The sequence below is a fragment of the Primorskyibacter flagellatus genome (genome assembly GCF_900176485.1).
GTDB classification, from domain to species: domain Bacteria; phylum Pseudomonadota; class Alphaproteobacteria; order Rhodobacterales; family Rhodobacteraceae; genus Primorskyibacter; species Primorskyibacter flagellatus.
Window position 1 is genome coordinate 1 of record NZ_FWYD01000028.1, and the last position, 15,460, is coordinate 15,460.

Below are 15,460 nucleotides of genomic sequence, written 5' to 3' on the forward strand. Positions count from 1 at the left end.
TATCGATGGGTCAAGTCAGCTGACGAAATCCTCGCCTCCGTCAAGCGGTTCTGCCAGAAATCACAATGCCAAGGACTTTAGATTCAGGTGACTAGTTGATTTGCGCGCTATTTGGCACCGACGAACCGCTATGGGCGCGGCATTTCGTTCGATGCGGTGGGAGTGCGCGCGTCGGAGTGGTGCTTTCGGGGCGTGATGACCGGATTGCGGAGCGCCGGGATCTTTGGATGCATATGGTGGCTGTGCAATCCTCGACGATGTCATGCATTGTCGATGACGCGCAGTTCCGTCAGAGCGCCCGCCACCCGATGTCACGACGACAGAAACCGCCCGGCCAGCTGATGCCGTCGACCAGCGCATAAGCGCGGTCGCGGGCTTCGGACAGGCTGGCACCGCGCGCGGTGGCGTTCAGCACGCGTCCGCCATTGGCGGTGATGCGACCGTCCGTCAGTTTCGTGCCGGCATGGAACATCATGTGAAAGCTGTCCTCGGGCAGGGTTTCAAGGCCAGAGATGACATCGCCCTTTTCATAGCTGCCGGGATAGCCTTGGGGTGCCATCACCACCGTCATCGCATGATCGTTTCCCCAGTTGACCTGCGCTTCGGCCAAGCGCCCCTCGACTGCGGCATGGATGAGGTCCAGCACCTGAGCGCCAAGGCGCATCATCAGCACCTGACATTCCGGATCGCCGAAACGGACGTTATATTCCACCAGTCGCGGCGCGCCGTCCTTGATCATCAGGCCCGCGTAGAGAACGCCGTGAAATGGTGTGCCTCTGCGCACCATTTCCGCCATGGTCGGGCGGATGATCTCGGCCATGGCGCGTTCCGCGATTTCGTCGGTCAGGACCGGTGCGGGGGAATAGGCGCCCATGCCGCCGGTATTGGGGCCGGTGTCGCCTTCGCCGACGCGCTTATGGTCCTGCGCGGTGCCGATGGGCAGCACGTCCTCACCATCACAGAGCACGAAGAATGATGCCTCTTCGCCGGTCATGAATTCCTCGATCACCACCTCTGCACCCGCATCGCCGAAAGAGCCGCCGAACATGTCGTCAATGGCGGCTTCGGCCTCGGCCACAGTCTCGGCTATGATGACACCCTTGCCTGCGGCCAGACCGTCCGCCTTGACCACGATGGGCGTGCCCTGCGCCCGGACATGCGCCTTGGCGGCTTCGGCATCGGTGAAATGGCCATAGGCGGCGGTGGGCGCGTTTGCGGCAGCGCAGATCTCTTTGGTAAACGCCTTGGATGCCTCCAGCCGGGCGGCAGCGGCGGAGGGGCCGAATACCAGCAACCCGGCGTCGCGCAGACGGTCAGCGACGCCAGCAGCCAAAGGTGCTTCTGGCCCGATGATCACCAGCTCGATCGCTTCGGCTTCGGCGAAATTCACCACTGCGGCACGGTCTTCGATATCGAGCGTTGCGCAAGTGGCGATCTGGGCGATGCCTGCATTGCCCGGTGCCACGATCAGCTTGTCGCATTTGGGGTTCTGCATCACCGCCCATGCCAGCGCATGTTCGCGCCCGCCGCCGCCAAGAATGAGGATGTTCATTGCATCGCCTTCGCCCGTTGTCACGTTGCACGCCTTCTAGGGTGCCGCGTCAAAAGGCACAAGCGCGGCTAGGCCCCATGAACCATCAAGGCGACGACAAGCACCTCGGCATCCGTTTGGTAAAGCGCGATGTCCTCGCGCAGCCGGTTCAGAAGCTGCGGCCGCCTGTGGTAGGGGACGTCTGCCAATGCCATTACGGTGCTGATCCGGGGGCCGTTTCCTGCGGCGATCTCTTCGATAATCTGCGCGTGGTGGTGTTGCACATACCGTGCGAGCCGCGCCCGCCGGGCATTGTAGGCAGCGTTTTCCAGCCCCGTTGCAACCGCCTGACCCGGCAACGAAAGCGGGTTGGGCAGATGGCTGGTGCCGGAATTGCAACCGGCCAGCAGGCAAAGCCCAAGGATCAGGAACGCACGAACCATACCGCCAGACTGCCAGTGTTCGCCTGATCTGCACAAGCCTGCTTGGCCTTGCTCGTCCGGGTGACTAGACTGCATTCAAACAGGCAGGAAACCAGCACTTTGTCCGATCTTTTCGACGATCCCGTTCCCGGCGAAAACTCCCCCGAATTCAGCGTGACGGAGCTTTCCGGCGCGATCAAACGCGTGATCGAGGGCGAGTTCGGCCATGTACGCATTCGCGGCGAAGTGGGGCGCGTGTCAATGCCGCGTTCAGGGCATGTCTATCTTGATCTCAAGGATGACCGCTCGGTGATTTCGGGGGTGATCTGGAAAGGCGTGGCAGGGCGTCTGGCCACCAAGCCGGAAGAAGGGATGGAGGTGATCGCCACGGGCCGTATCACCACATTTGGCGGGCAATCCAAATATCAGATCGTGATCGAAGACATCCGCCCCGCAGGCATGGGCGCGCTGATGGCGATGTTGGAAAAGCGCAAGGCCGCTTTGCAGGCCGAGGGCCTTTTCGATCCCGCGCGCAAGAAAAAGCTGCCCTACCTGCCCGAGATCATCGGCGTCGTGACCTCGCCCTCGGGGGCGGTGATCCGCGACATCCTGCACCGGCTGCGCGACCGTTTTCCGCGCAAGGTGCTGATTTGGCCGGTGGCCGTGCAGGGGGCGGCCTGTGCGCCGGAAGTAGCGAAGGCCATTCGCGGGTTCAACGCGATGACACCGGGGGGCGCACTGCCCCGGCCCGATCTGTTGATCGTGGCGCGCGGTGGCGGCTCGATCGAGGATCTTTGGGGGTTCAACGAAGAGGTCGTCGCGCGCGCCGCCGCCGCATCGGAGATCCCTTTGATTTCCGCCGTCGGACACGAGACCGACACCACCTTGATCGACTTTGTGTCGGATCTGCGCGCGCCGACGCCTACCGCCGCCGCCGAACATGCGGTGCCGGTGCGGATGGAATTGCTGTCCTGGGTCGGAGACGCGCAGGCGCGGCTGAGCCATGCGTTGACCAGCCGGTTGGACCGCAATGGCCAACGGCTGCGCGACCTTGCCCGTGCCCTGCCGCGACCCGAAGCGCTGCTGGACAGCCCGCGCCAGAGGTTCGATGCGCAATCGGACCGCCTGCCCGCCGCGCTGATCCGCTCGGTTCAGGTGCGCCGGGTGGCGCTTTCCGATGTCGCGGGCAGCTTGCGGCCGTCACTGCTGCGCCGCGCCATCGAGGGTGAACGCCGCCGCCTTTCTGTGCTTGGTCCGCGTCTTGCGCCCGCCCTGTCGCGCAGCACGCTGAACCGACGCACCGGATTAGAGGCGCTGTCCGCACGGCTGACTCCGCGCCCGATCCGCAGTGAAGTGGCGCAGCAGCATCGTGCATTGGCTGACCTGACGCGACGGCTGAGCGAGGCGCAGGTCCGCCGCATCGATGAGGCGAAGGCGCGGCTGGATGGGCTTGACCGGCTGCGCGAAACCCTGGGCCATCGCGCCACATTGGCGCGGGGCTATGCCATCGTGCGCGGGGATGACAAGGTGATTACCAGCACCGCAGCCGCCGCCGATGCGGCGGGTCTTGAGATCGAATTTTCCGACGGTCGTTTCAAAATCGGCGGGGCTGGCACCAAAACAAAACGGTCAAAGCCAAAGCCGCCCGAACAGGGGTCGCTGTTCTAGTCGGGCACTGGCGGGAGCAGGCAACTGCGCTTCTTGCGTGGCAGACGCGCCGAACATTCGTCCGGGTGAGCGCCATGCTGCATCGCTCGCCGTTCAGACCCCGACTTCGGGGCCAAGACACAACATCGGATCATCGTCCTGCTGTGCTTCGTAGAGCGTCGTGGCGTCGGGATCGTTTTCGAAAATCGCCCTCAGGCCACCCGGCTCTTGGTAAAAGGTCCAGCACTGCGGGTCGGGCGTGTCATCGTAGACAAAGCAGATCTGGTCGGCCTCTTCATACCAGAAGCCATCCTTGCATTGCCCATCCAGAAACGACCATTGCACGCGACGGTTGCCCAGATAGCGCTCGACGCCGTATGCCTCGCCGGCATAGCCGAAATACAGTGTCTTGCCCTGCACATAGCTTTCGAATTCCGCGGCTGACATTGCGCTTTGCGACGCGGCGATGCCGGGGCAGACCGCCAAGGCCAGAACAAGGGAAAGCTGTATTCGTCTCATGCAGTCACCCTGCCAGATGTGGTCCGCCGGGGGAAGCCTGTCACGCTCACGAAGCAGTCAGACGGCAGCGCTCTGCCGGTTTTTCGCGTCCCACTCGGCAACCTGCGGGTCCATCACCCTGCGCCACAGCGGTGGCCAAAGCGCCAGCATCGCCATGACCGGCAATGACCGAGGCAGGATCGGCATGGATGCGGACCGCAAATCCAGCGCCGGATAGGGGGTGGCCGGGCGCTGATGATGATCGGAATGGCGCGTCGCATTCAGCACAAGAGCCGAGGAAAACCATTGCGGTGCGTTCCACGAATGTTGCGGTCCGACAGGTTCCGTCCGACCGTCGGCACGTCGATGACGCCGAAGCCCGTAATGCTGCACATAGTCCGACAGAAGCAACTGCATCTGCGCATGGGCCGCCAGCCCGCACAGCACAAGGACGCCCGCGAAACCTGCCAGCAGAAAGGCCACGATCAACACGACACCCGCCCCACCAAGATAGACCGCGTAGGGGTGCAGCAGCGCAGGCGAGGCGGCGCGCGCCCGAAGAGCCGTTTCCGCCCGCAATCCCGCGCGGAACGACCCAGCCCAGGCGCGCGCCGCAAAGCGGTAGAATCCTTCCCCGGCGCGGGCGCTGTTGGGGTCGGCAGTTGTTGCGACATTCACATGATGCACCCTGATATGGGCCGAGGCATGATGCCCGAATAGCAATGACACATAGACCGTCACCCCAAGCCGCCGCAGCCAACGGTTCGATCTGTGAACAAGTTCGTGGGCATTGGCGTTGCTGACCTGTCCGAAGAACAGCCCCAGCCCGATAAAGGCAGCCACCGCGGTTGCGCCTGTCAGATGCCCGCCCGCTATCGCCCAGACCCCCGCCGCCAGAAGCACCAGATGCGCGACGGCCAGCGTTACGGCCAATGCGTCGCCGGCCGGAAACTCCTGCCCCGGAGCGAGTGATGCGCCGGGTCCGATCAGACGGTCCATCATATAGGTGAAGACAGTCACAAAGCTTAGCGCCACCCATGGCCAAAGCCCGCCTTGCCAAAGCCCGATGGCCAGCAACGCGACAAGCGTCAACGTGATGAAGGTGAACCGTGCCATCCTGTCCTGCCCTGCGCCGTTTGACACGCAACATATGCCAGTTTCAGCCCCAACGTGAAGCCAAACAGTAGCGCTGGCCGGATCTGCCGACTGCCCCGAAGGTCTTGCGGATCATGAATAGTGCCGCGTCGCTGTCACGACCGTGCAGCTTTCGCTCTGCACCCGGCGAGACCCGCAGGTCTGGCAAACTCTCCGGGATCGATGATCCTTTTGGTTTTCCGTTTTGGCACTTGCGACATTCATGGCTGAATTGGAACTTCAGGCTGTCCGCGCGCGCCATTCATGCAGCCACTTTAGTTAAGTTTTTCAGGGCTTTTGAGCGAGATTTTCGACCCATTCAGGATCAGGAAAAAGCAAACGTAACCTTTGTTGGCTAGTGAGTTTGCACATCGCGGCCAGCAAGGTTTATGAAGATGGCAGATCAGGTAGTTACCGTCAATACGACGGTGGGCGATGTTCCGGTAACAACGGCAAGCACGATCCCGGATACCTCTTTCGATACGCTGATCATCGACCATACGGTGAATATCGGGGCGCAAGGCTCACCAGATCTGAATGTCGCGATCGCGGTCGACACCTCCGGTTCCGCGGGCTGGTCATCGAGGTCGGACGTCGATGGCGATGGCATCGTCGACTCTTTTCTGGAAGCACAGGCTTACGCGGCCAAGGAATTGTTCAAGACCTATATCGAGAACGGTTATGACCCGTCGACGGTGACGGTCACGTTGGTCGAGTACGGTAGCACTGCATCGCTGGTCGGGGTCTACACGTTGGATGAGCTTGTCCAATTTGAAGCCGATATAGATGCGCTGACCCCCGGAGGGGCGACGAATTTCGCATCCCCCTTATCCAAAATACACGACAGCTGGACAGCGCAGGGTGTCAGCGATCAGGCGAGCAATTCCATCGTGTTCATGTCCGACGGCCGGCAGAACCGCGGCGGTGACTTCACGGACGAGGCGCAGGCATTGGAAGATGACTTCGGAGCGTTGATTTCAGGTGTTGGCGTCGGGTCCGGCAGCAGCCTTACAGCGGGCCGAAACGGGGGCTTGAACGATCTTGACAATACAGGCGGCGCGATCGGCAAGGATAGCGGGGCCGTTCAGGTCCTTGACGCATCGCAATTGACAGCGGAAGTCGGCGCGCCGCCGCCGGTCTTGGATGTTGACGCCGTTACAGTGACAGTAACCTATCCCGATCCGGCGAACTCGGGAGAAACGATCACGATAGCCGAGACCATTCCGGTTGGCGATCCACGCCTTGTACCGACCCCGTCCGGCTACGCGTTAAGAAATTTTGAAATCGACTACGCGCCAAATCCGGCCGGCGGAACCACGATCAACGTGGAAATGGAAACCTGGTTCAATGACGGCAGCAGCGTGCTGTCAACCGGGGCGATGCCTATTCAGCAGATGATCTGCTTTGTCGGCGAAACACGCATTCTGACGTCGCAGGGCGAAAAACGTGCCGACGAATTGCGGATTGGCGACCTTGTGCTGACCAAGGATCACGGGATGCAGCCGATCCGCTGGATTGGGCGGCGTTTACTTGATGCCGGTTTTCTGGCAGGGCAACCGAAGGCCCGGCCGGTCCACATCGCTGCCGGTGCTTTGGGGCGGGGGAAACCCAGATGCGATTTTCGAGTCTCTCAGCAGCATCGCATCTTGATTCAGTCAAGTGCAGTCGAACCGATGATTGGAACGAAGGAAACTGTCATCGCGGCCAAAAAGCTCTGCGGGCTGAAAGGCGTTGCGATCGACAACGGTTGCGCGCCGTTGGAATACATTCATTTCCTGTTCGACCGGCACGAACTGGTCCTGGCTGAAGGCGCGTGGACAGAAAGCCTTTATATTGGTCCCCAGGTCTGGGCGTATCTGGATCAGGACACGAAGCAAGAGTTCCGTCTTATTCTTGGCACCGGGTCTGACGAGGATGTACCGCGACAAACCCCGGCCAGACAGATCCCACCGCCGCGTCTTCAGCGCGACATCGCATGGGCCTTGCGTGACTGCGCAGAAATTGGCGGCTGATCCGCCCTTAATGTCCGAGGATCTGGCTGAGGAACAGCTTCGTCCGGTCGGATTGCGGGTTGTTGAAAAACGCCTCGGGCTCGTTCTGTTCGACGATTTGCCCTTGGTCCATGAAGATCACCCGGTTCGCAACCTGACGGGCAAAGCCCATCTCATGCGTGACGCAAAGCATGGTCATGCCTTCTTCGGCCAGTTCGATCATGGTGTCGAGCACCTCTTTGATCATCTCCGGGTCAAGCGCCGAGGTGGGTTCGTCAAACAGCATCACCCGTGGTTTCATGCAAAGAGATCGCGCAATGGCGACGCGCTGCTGCTGACCGCCCGAAAGCTGGCCAGGATACTTTTTTGCCTGATCCGGGATCTTGACCTTTTCAAGGAAATGCATGGCTGTCTCGATGGCCTGTTTCTTGGGCTCCTTGCGGACCCAGATCGGTGCCAGCGTGCAGTTTTCAAGGATCGTCAGATGCGGAAACAGGTTGAAATGCTGAAAGCACATGCCAACCTCGGACCGGATCTTGTCGATGTTCTTCAGGTCATTCGTCAGTTTCGTGCCGTCCACCTCGATAGAGCCTTTCTGATGCTCTTCCAGCGCGTTGATGCAGCGGATCAGCGTGGATTTTCCCGACCCGGAGGGGCCGCAAATCACGATCCGTTCGCCCTGATAAACGGTCAGGTTGATGTCACGCAGCACATGAAATGTGCCGTACCACTTGTTCATTCCCCGGATGTCGATCGCCACCTCGTCAGAGACGGCCAGTTCCTTGCGGGCTGTTGCTTGTTCAGACATATTCTATCTCCTCACCGGTGAGAGCGGTCGAGTTTGTTTTCCATGTAAACCGAATATCGCGACATGCTGAAACAGAAGATCCAGTAGATCAGGGCGATGACAAGATAGCCGGTATAGGCGGTGGTCGGCGTCGACCATTCGGGATCTTTCAGCGTGGCCGACAGGATGCCCAGCAGGTCGAAAATCGAGATGATCAGGACCAGCGTCGTATCCTTGAACAGGCCGATAAAGGTGTTAACGATGCCCGGAATGACGGTGGTCAGCGCTTGCGGCATGATGATCAGGCGCATCTGCTGCCAGAAGCTGAGGCCCAGTGACATGCCGCCTTCGTACTGGCCCTTGGGGATGGCCTGAAGGCCGCCGCGGATCACCTCTGCCATATAGGCCGAGGCGAACAGGACGACACCGATCATGGCGCGCAACAGTTTGTTGAAGTCCACACCCGGTTCCAGGAAGTAGGGCAGCATCGCGCTGGCGAAGAACAGCACCGAGATCAGCGGAATGCCCCGCACCACCTCGATGAAGATGATCGAGCTGTAGCGGATGATCGGTGCATTGGACTGACGCCCCAGTGCCAGAAGCATCCCCACGGGCAAGGAAATCACGATGCCGAAGATTGCCACAACCAGTGTGATGGTCAGGCCACCCCATTTGTTGGTCTCGACGACCTCTGTGCCAAGCGCCAGGTCCAGCGCCATCGTCACCAGCGGCAGCCCCGCGAAGATACCCAGCACGATGGCGGCCATCAACAGGGCAGGTGCCATTGCGTTGACCACGTCGCCGTATCTGTCGGAACGTGCCAGCCACCAGCCCGCGAAGGCGATACCGGCCAGGATCAGCGGAAACCAGACGCCGGAAACGATCTGGCCAATGTCACCCTCATGCTCGATCGGCATGCCGTTCAGCAGTACAAAGGCGATGACCGGATAGGCAAACAGCATAAACAGGGCGACCTTGCCCCGGTGCGGCAGGGGGAAGACAAGCCATGCGATGCCGATGGCCAGCATTCCCATGCAGACATTCACCCGCCAGACCTCTTCCGGGGGATAGAACCCATACATGAACTGATACCACTTGGCCTTTACATAGGGCCAGCAGGCACCGGCCTCGTCAAGGCAGGCGTCGCGTTTCAGGCCTTCGGGATCGAAGAAAGTGGCCGAAAAGAGCGCGAAATCCAGAACCGTCCAGATCATCCAGATCAGCGCATAGCCGGTGAAGATTGTGATGACCGTCATCAGAAGTGATATGACAGCCTTGCCCGGTGTCGCGTAATCGGCCATCGAGGCGAAGATGTTCTTCCACAGCCAGGCGCGGGGCCCGATCTGGGAGGAAGGGGCCTCCATCAGGGGGGCATCTTCGGTGCGGACGAAAGCGGCGTTATGGTGCGTTGTCATGTGGCTCTCCCTACCGCTCTACCAGCTTCACGCGGTTGTTGAACCAGTTCATGAAGGCCGATGTCAGCAACGAGATCGTCAGGTAGACAAGGATCACGATTGCAATGATCTCGATCGCGCGACCCACCTGATTAAGCGTGGTGCCCGCAAAGACGGCGACCAGTTCGGGATAGCCGATGGCGGCGGCGAGCGACGAGTTCTTCGTCAGGTTCAGGTATTGCGAGGTCAGCGGAGGGATGATCACCCGGAACGCCTGCGGCAGGATCACCTTGCGCATCGCCAGACCGGGCGGCAGCCCAAGCGCGCCTGCGGCCTCGGACTGGCCCTTGGGGACGGCCTGAATGCCCGCGCGGACGATTTCAGCGATGAAGGCGGCGGTGTAGGTCGTAAGCGCCAGGAACAGCGCAAAGAATTCCGGCGCGATGTAGCTGCCGATGCCATTCTCGAAACCGCGCCGCAGGATCGGCCCCTCTGTCACGAAGTTGGGCCATTCGATGCCCATCGGGCGGCCGGTCACGAGAAAGACAAGCGTCGGCAGACCGATCAGCAGCGCAACGGTGACAAGACCGACCGGGCTTTGCTTGCCTGTGCGGTCCTGATTGCGTCTGGCCCACCGGGCAAAGCCCCAGGCCGCGACACAGGCGATAACAAAGGCGATCAGCGTGAAATTGAAACCCTCTTCAACCAGCGGATAAGGGCCGTAGATGCCCTTGGAATTGAAGTTGAGCAGTCCGGGTATCAACCACCCTTCTTCGCGCGGTCCGGGTGCCACGAGGCGCAGCACGGCAGTCCAGAAGAAGATCTGCAACAGTAGCGGCACGTTGCGCAGAAGCTCGATATAGATCGTGGCAAAGGAATTCAGCACGAAGTTATGGGACAGCCGGAAGATCCCCAGCAGAAAGCCCCAGATCGTGGCAAAGATCACACCCGCGACTGAGATGATCAGAGTGTTGGCGATCGACAGAAGGAACACGTCCCAGACGGTGTTCTGACCGGCCTCGTAGTCCAGAAGCCAGGTGCCGAACGTGGTGAGAATTTGAATATCGGAAGGGCGGTCGAAAAAGTCGAAACCGAATTCGCGGCCCTGTTCTGCCAGGTTTGCACCGGCGTTGCGCACGGCAATGCTGGCAGCGATAATTATCAGAACGGCCAGAATGACCTGAAAGAAGAGCGATCGGGCCTTGGCGTCGAAGACAAGCGCGGCCAGACCGCTACGCTCGCTCCGGACGGCGTCATCGCTGTCACTGATGGAGCTCATATTGGTTCCCCGTCGAATATATTTTTTGTTTTTTTGGGAAAGGGACGGGGTTAACCCGTCCCTTTCAAGTTTACACGATCACGTAGTTAGCGGATCGGCGGGGCGTACATGAAGCCGCCGTTGTTCCACAGATTGTTGACGCCGCGATCCAGCTTGAGCGGGGTGTCGGGACCGACGTTGCGGTCATATATCTCGCCGTAGTTGCCAACGGCCTTGATCGCGCGTGCGGCCCAATCCTTGGTCAGACCCATCGCAGCACCGTAATCATTGTCGCCCGCGCCCAGGATACGCTGAACGGACGGGTTGTTGGAGCTCATCATCTCATCGACATTTTCCGAGGTGATGCCGTATTCTTCAGCTTCGATCAGCGCGTTCAGAACCCAGCGCGACACGCGCTCCCACTCTTTGTCATCGGCGCGAACCGATGGCCCAAGCGGCTCTTTCGAGATGGTTTCGGGCAGAACGACATGCGCATCCGGATCCGCCAGCTTCAGGCGTTCGGCGGCAACCCCGGACCGGTCGGTGGTGAAGACATCGCAGCGGCCCGCGCCATAGGCGGCGACAACCTCGTCCGAATTTTCAAGGGCAACCAGTTCGAAGGTCATGTCATGCTGCTTGAAGTAATCGGTGATGTTCAGTTCGGTCGTGGTGCCGGTATTGGTGCAGATCGTCGCGCCATCAAGTTCCAGCGCCGATGTCACGCCAAGACTTGCGGGCACCAACATGCCCTGACCATCGTAATAGCTGATGCCGGTGAAGGTGATCCCCAGATCGGTGTCGCGGGTAATCGTCCAGGTGGTGTTGCGCGACAGGATGTCGATCTCGCCCGAGGACAGCGCGGTAAAGCGGTCCTTGGCCGACAGTGACACGAATTCGACGGCTTCGGGATCGTCCAGAACGGTTGCTGCCACGGCGCGGCAATAGTCAACATCCAGTCCGGTCCATTTACCACTGTCATCAGGGGTGGAGAAGCCGGGCAGACCCTGGCTTACACCGCATTTCAGTTTGCCGGCGGCTTTTACATCATCAAGCGTGCCCGCAGCGGCACCGCCGGCGGCAAGCATGGCAATCGCAGCCAATGGATAAAATTTGGGCGTCATTCAGTTACTCCATGTTGGTCGTTTTTTAGGGGCATTCAACAGGTTCCCCGGTTTTGGCAGAGCTTGAGGCTCTTTGCCGTGCTTGCGATCCGCCACCAGTCGTCGGAACAAAGGCGATTTGCCTGTGATCCGAACCGGTGCGCTTGGCGCGACCCCTTGCAGGTGACTCGACGAATAGCATGCCATTCTTTGTAAAGCGCGATTCGTCGTTCTGTAAATCGCCCATTCGCGAAGCGTTCCGGTACAGCCGTGCAGGGGCTGTCTGGCGGGCGTGTCAGGATTTCACGGAGGTAATTGTAACACGTTAAAATATATATATTAATTTCGCCTCACCTTGCGGAATTCCGGACTTTTGGACGGTAAACACCTGTTAACGCGACCGTCAAATTTGCGGGAAAATTACAGATTGTTTCAGCGATAACGTTGCGTCAATTTTGTCGCGCGAATGCGGCGGAACCCGGCGGAAAGGTGGTTTTCGCTGCTGCAATTCACGGCGGGCCGTCGGTGTTGACCCTGTAAAATGGCGCGTGTCTGGGTGGGCTGTGCGGGAAATGGTTTGAGGCCTTTTGTGCGTTTTGTACGCCCGATATGTACAAATGCCTTTGGGGCGCGGTGCCACCCGCAAACACGGGTCGGACGCGGGGCTCAGCCGGGGCGGGCCCGCAACGCGCGGCGCGTTCAGATCGTGGTAACCTGTCCGTGCCAGCATTCCCCCATGAAGACAGAATATCGCATCACCCCGCTGAGCACCTTCCGCCGCGACTCTGGCCGTTTGACCGAATGGGTCCGGCATTCGGGCGGACGATTGTGGCTGACCAAACATGGCAAGGCCGTCGCCGCCGTGATCCCGATGTTCCAATGCGAACGGTTGGAGACATGGGAAAGCGTCTCGCTCGCCGAGAAACGCCGCCAGATGGAGGAAGGCTATGCCCGCTGGAAAGCCGTCAAGGCGCTGAGCGGCGACACGGCAGAACGGGATTTCTGGGATCGGGGGATTTGAGGACTTGTAGATGAAAATGCCGGCTTGCCCATTTCACCCGAGCGCGAAGTCCGCCGACTGCACTCATTCCGGCTCGGGTTCCGTCTCCATCACCTGCAAGCCGACATTGCCGATGACGGTGTTGCGCAGGCGGTCTCGGTGCATGAGGACTCCGTCCGAGATGTAGAGCTTTTCGACGTCGAGAATCCACGGGCCGACACCAGGGGAGGCGACGCGGATCTTGGCCTCGCTGGCGGTGGCATTCTTGCCCTCAAGGGTCACATAATCGGTGCCGGACGGGATCAGCGCAAACATGGTGGGATCGGAATTGGCGGCGAGGTTCTGCATGATGTAGAGGATCTCGTCATAGTCGGTGATGCGGTCGGCCTTGAAATAGCAGGCACCTTCGTACCCGCCCAGGGCGACAGCGGTCAGCCCGGCAATCACGATGGTGACGGGGGCGGTGGCGATGGCCGTCGCGGTGCCAAGCGCACCGGATGCGCCGGTGGCGATACTGGTGCCCGCGGCGGTGGCGCTGGTGACGCCGGAACTGATCATGGTGGCACCGGTGACGGGATTTTCCAGCGTGTAGGCACCCACGGCCTTGACGCGGTTAGCGGCAGCACTCGCGGCCCCGGTGGCCACGTCGCGGGCGACGGACCCGGCCTTGCCTGCCATGATGCTGGGGCGGAAATCGCAGACCTCTGCCGCGCTGGTCTGGGCGGTCAGGATCAGGGCGAGGGTCAGAACCGGGCGCATATGTGCCTCCTGCATGGGCGTTTCGGCGCACTCTAGCGGAGTGGTGCCGACCCTTGCAGGGGGATTGCGATCACGATGGTGTGCGGGCGTGGTGGCCTAGCCGTCCATCTTGAGGGCGGAGATGAACGCCTCTTGCGGGATGTCGACCTTGCCGAACTGGCGCATCTTCTTCTTGCCGGCCTTCTGCTTTTCCAGCAGCTTCTTTTTCCGCGTGGCATCGCCGCCGTAGCATTTCGCGGTCACGTCCTTGCGCAGCGCTGCGAGGGTTTCGCGGGCGATGACCTTGCCGCCGATCGCCGCCTGAATGGGGATCTTGAACATATGGCGCGGGATCAGGTCTTTCAGTTTTTCGCACATGGCGCGGCCGCGCATTTCGGCCCGGTCGCGGTGGACCATGGTGGACAGCGCATCGACGGGTTCGTCGTTGACCAGGATCTGCATCTTGACCAGATTGTCCTGCCGGTAATCCAGCATCTGGTAGTCGAAGCTGGCATAGCCCTTGGTAACCGATTTCAGGCGGTCGTAGAAATCGAACACCACTTCGTTCAGCGGCAGGTCATAGACGACCATGGCGCGGCTGCCCGCATAGGTCAGATCCAGCTGTATGCCGCGACGGTCCTGGCAGAGCTTCAACACATCGCCGAGATAGTCGTCCGGGACGAGGATGGTCGCCTTGATGCGCGGTTCCTGGATATGGTCGATGGTCGAGGGGTCGGGCATGTCGGCGGGGTTGTGCAGTTCAATCTCTGTCCCGTCGCGCATGAAAATCTTGTAGATCACCGAGGGCGCGGTGGTGATGAGGTCGATATTGTATTCGCGTTCCAGACGGTCGCGGATGACCTCCAGATGCAGCAGGCCGAGGAAACCGCAGCGGAAGCCAAAGCCAAGCGCGGCAGAGGTTTCCATTTCCGACGTGAAGGACGCGTCATTCAGGGCGAGTTTTTCGATGGCGTCGCGCATATCCTCGAAATCGGCGGCGTCGACGGGGAAAAGTCCGCAGAAGACCACCGGAATCGAAGGTTTGAAGCCGGGCAGGGCGGTTTCGCAGCCCTTCTTTTCGGTGGTGATCGTGTCACCGACGCGGGTGTCGCGGACCTGCTTGATCTGGGCGGTGATATAGCCGATCTCGCCGGGGCCGAGTTCCGTGACGGCCTGCATGGCGGGCCGGTAGACGCCGATCCGGTCGATGTCATAGGTGCCGCCCGTGCGCATCATCTTGATGCGCTGGCCTTTTTTCAGCACGCCGTCGATGACGCGGACAATGACGACGACGCCAAGATAGGGATCGTATTTGGAATCGACCAGCATTGCTTTCAGCGGCTTGTCGGGATCGCCCTCATGGGGCGGGGGCAGGCGCTTGACGATCGCCTCCAGCACCGACGGGATGCCGATGCCGCTTTTGGCGGAAATCAGGCAGGCATCGGACGCGTCGATGCCAATGACATCCTCGATCTGCTCGGCAACGCGCTCGGGTTCCGCAGCGGGCAGGTCGATCTTGTTGAGGACCGGGACAATCTCGTGGTCGGCGTCGATGGCGGTGTAGACATTGGCCAATGTCTGCGCCTCGACGCCCTGAGTGGCATCCACGACCAGCAGCGATCCTTCGACCGCGCGCATGGAGCGGGAGACCTCATAGGCAAAGTCGACATGGCCGGGGGTGTCGATCAGGTTGAGGATATAGGTCTCGCCATCTTCCGCGATATACTCGATCCGGACGGTGTTGGCCTTGATGGTGATGCCGCGTTCGCGTTCGATATCCATCGCGTCGAGCAATTGCTCTTTCATCTCGCGGGCCGAGACGGTGTTCGTGGACTGGATCAGCCGGTCGGCCAGGGTGGATTTCCCGTGGTCGATATGGGCAACGATCGAGAAATTGCGGATATGCGAGAGCTTTGTCATGCAAGCCGATATGATGCGGATTGCGACAACGGTCAAGGTG

General features: G+C 60.5%; 13 protein-coding genes. 3 read left to right on the plus strand and 10 right to left on the minus strand.

The window, feature by feature from the left end; genetic code table 11:
* Positions 1 to 289: 289 nt before the first annotated feature.
* Together purD and B8991_RS19060 are read right to left on the minus strand one after the other, a co-directional pair.
* The gene (purD, locus tag B8991_RS19055) at positions 290 to 1,552 is read right to left on the minus strand and encodes a phosphoribosylamine--glycine ligase (RefSeq protein ID WP_084354883.1); all 1,263 of its coding nucleotides are present in this window, start codon (positions 1,550 to 1,552) and stop codon (positions 290 to 292) included.
* A gap of 68 nt (positions 1,553 to 1,620) precedes the next feature.
* Entirely contained in the window at positions 1,621 to 1,974 is a 354-nt protein-coding gene (locus B8991_RS19060; protein WP_084354884.1) for a hypothetical protein, read from the minus strand.
* A gap of 99 nt (positions 1,975 to 2,073) precedes the next feature.
* Between B8991_RS19060 and xseA the strand changes: the two genes are divergently transcribed.
* On the plus strand, positions 2,074 to 3,621 hold the full coding sequence (gene xseA / locus B8991_RS19065) for an exodeoxyribonuclease VII large subunit (RefSeq protein WP_084354885.1): 1,548 nt from the start codon (positions 2,074 to 2,076) through the stop codon (positions 3,619 to 3,621).
* Positions 3,622 to 3,714: 93 nt separating this feature from the next.
* On the opposite strand, the gene B8991_RS19070 is transcribed toward xseA, so the two are convergent.
* Both B8991_RS19070 and B8991_RS19075 read right to left on the minus strand, forming a co-directional pair.
* Positions 3,715 to 4,119, minus strand: coding sequence for a hypothetical protein (locus B8991_RS19070; protein ID WP_084354886.1), 405 nt, complete (start codon positions 4,117 to 4,119; stop codon positions 3,715 to 3,717).
* 57 nt (positions 4,120 to 4,176) lie between these two features.
* Entirely contained in the window at positions 4,177 to 5,241 is a 1,065-nt protein-coding gene (locus B8991_RS19075; RefSeq protein WP_328588532.1) for an alkane 1-monooxygenase, read from the minus strand.
* 386 nt (positions 5,242 to 5,627) lie between these two features.
* Here B8991_RS19075 and B8991_RS19085 point away from each other — a divergent pair, with 386 nt between their 5' ends.
* Positions 5,628 to 7,244, plus strand: a complete 1,617-nt coding sequence (locus B8991_RS19085; RefSeq protein WP_179141551.1) for a Hint domain-containing protein — start codon at positions 5,628 to 5,630, stop codon at positions 7,242 to 7,244.
* A gap of 7 nt (positions 7,245 to 7,251) precedes the next feature.
* Here the strand turns inward: B8991_RS19085 and B8991_RS19090 are convergent, their stop codons facing one another.
* From B8991_RS19090 to B8991_RS19105, 4 genes are all read right to left on the minus strand, one after another.
* A complete protein-coding gene (locus B8991_RS19090; RefSeq protein WP_084354890.1) occupies positions 7,252 to 8,031 on the minus strand; it encodes an amino acid ABC transporter ATP-binding protein in 780 nt (259 codons plus the stop codon).
* An 11-nt stretch (positions 8,032 to 8,042) separates the two neighbouring features.
* The gene (locus B8991_RS19095; protein ID WP_084354891.1) at positions 8,043 to 9,425 is read right to left on the minus strand and encodes an amino acid ABC transporter permease; all 1,383 of its coding nucleotides are present in this window, start codon (positions 9,423 to 9,425) and stop codon (positions 8,043 to 8,045) included.
* 10 nt (positions 9,426 to 9,435) lie between these two features.
* On the minus strand, positions 9,436 to 10,683 hold the full coding sequence (locus B8991_RS19100) for an amino acid ABC transporter permease (RefSeq protein ID WP_084354892.1): 1,248 nt from the start codon (positions 10,681 to 10,683) through the stop codon (positions 9,436 to 9,438).
* Positions 10,684 to 10,769: 86 nt separating this feature from the next.
* A complete protein-coding gene (locus B8991_RS19105) occupies positions 10,770 to 11,783 on the minus strand; it encodes an amino acid ABC transporter substrate-binding protein (protein ID WP_084354893.1) in 1,014 nt (337 codons plus the stop codon).
* Between the two features lie 715 nt (positions 11,784 to 12,498).
* On the opposite strand from B8991_RS19105, the gene B8991_RS19110 reads away from it, so the two are divergent.
* Entirely contained in the window at positions 12,499 to 12,783 is a 285-nt protein-coding gene (locus B8991_RS19110) for a type II toxin-antitoxin system Phd/YefM family antitoxin (RefSeq protein ID WP_084354894.1), read from the plus strand.
* A gap of 63 nt (positions 12,784 to 12,846) precedes the next feature.
* On the opposite strand, the gene B8991_RS19115 is transcribed toward B8991_RS19110, so the two are convergent.
* A complete protein-coding gene (locus tag B8991_RS19115; RefSeq protein ID WP_084354895.1) occupies positions 12,847 to 13,536 on the minus strand; it encodes a hypothetical protein in 690 nt (229 codons plus the stop codon).
* A gap of 81 nt (positions 13,537 to 13,617) precedes the next feature.
* The gene (lepA, locus tag B8991_RS19120) at positions 13,618 to 15,420 is read right to left on the minus strand and encodes a translation elongation factor 4 (protein WP_084354912.1); all 1,803 of its coding nucleotides are present in this window, start codon (positions 15,418 to 15,420) and stop codon (positions 13,618 to 13,620) included.
* Between the last annotated feature and the right edge of the window lie 40 nt (positions 15,421 to 15,460).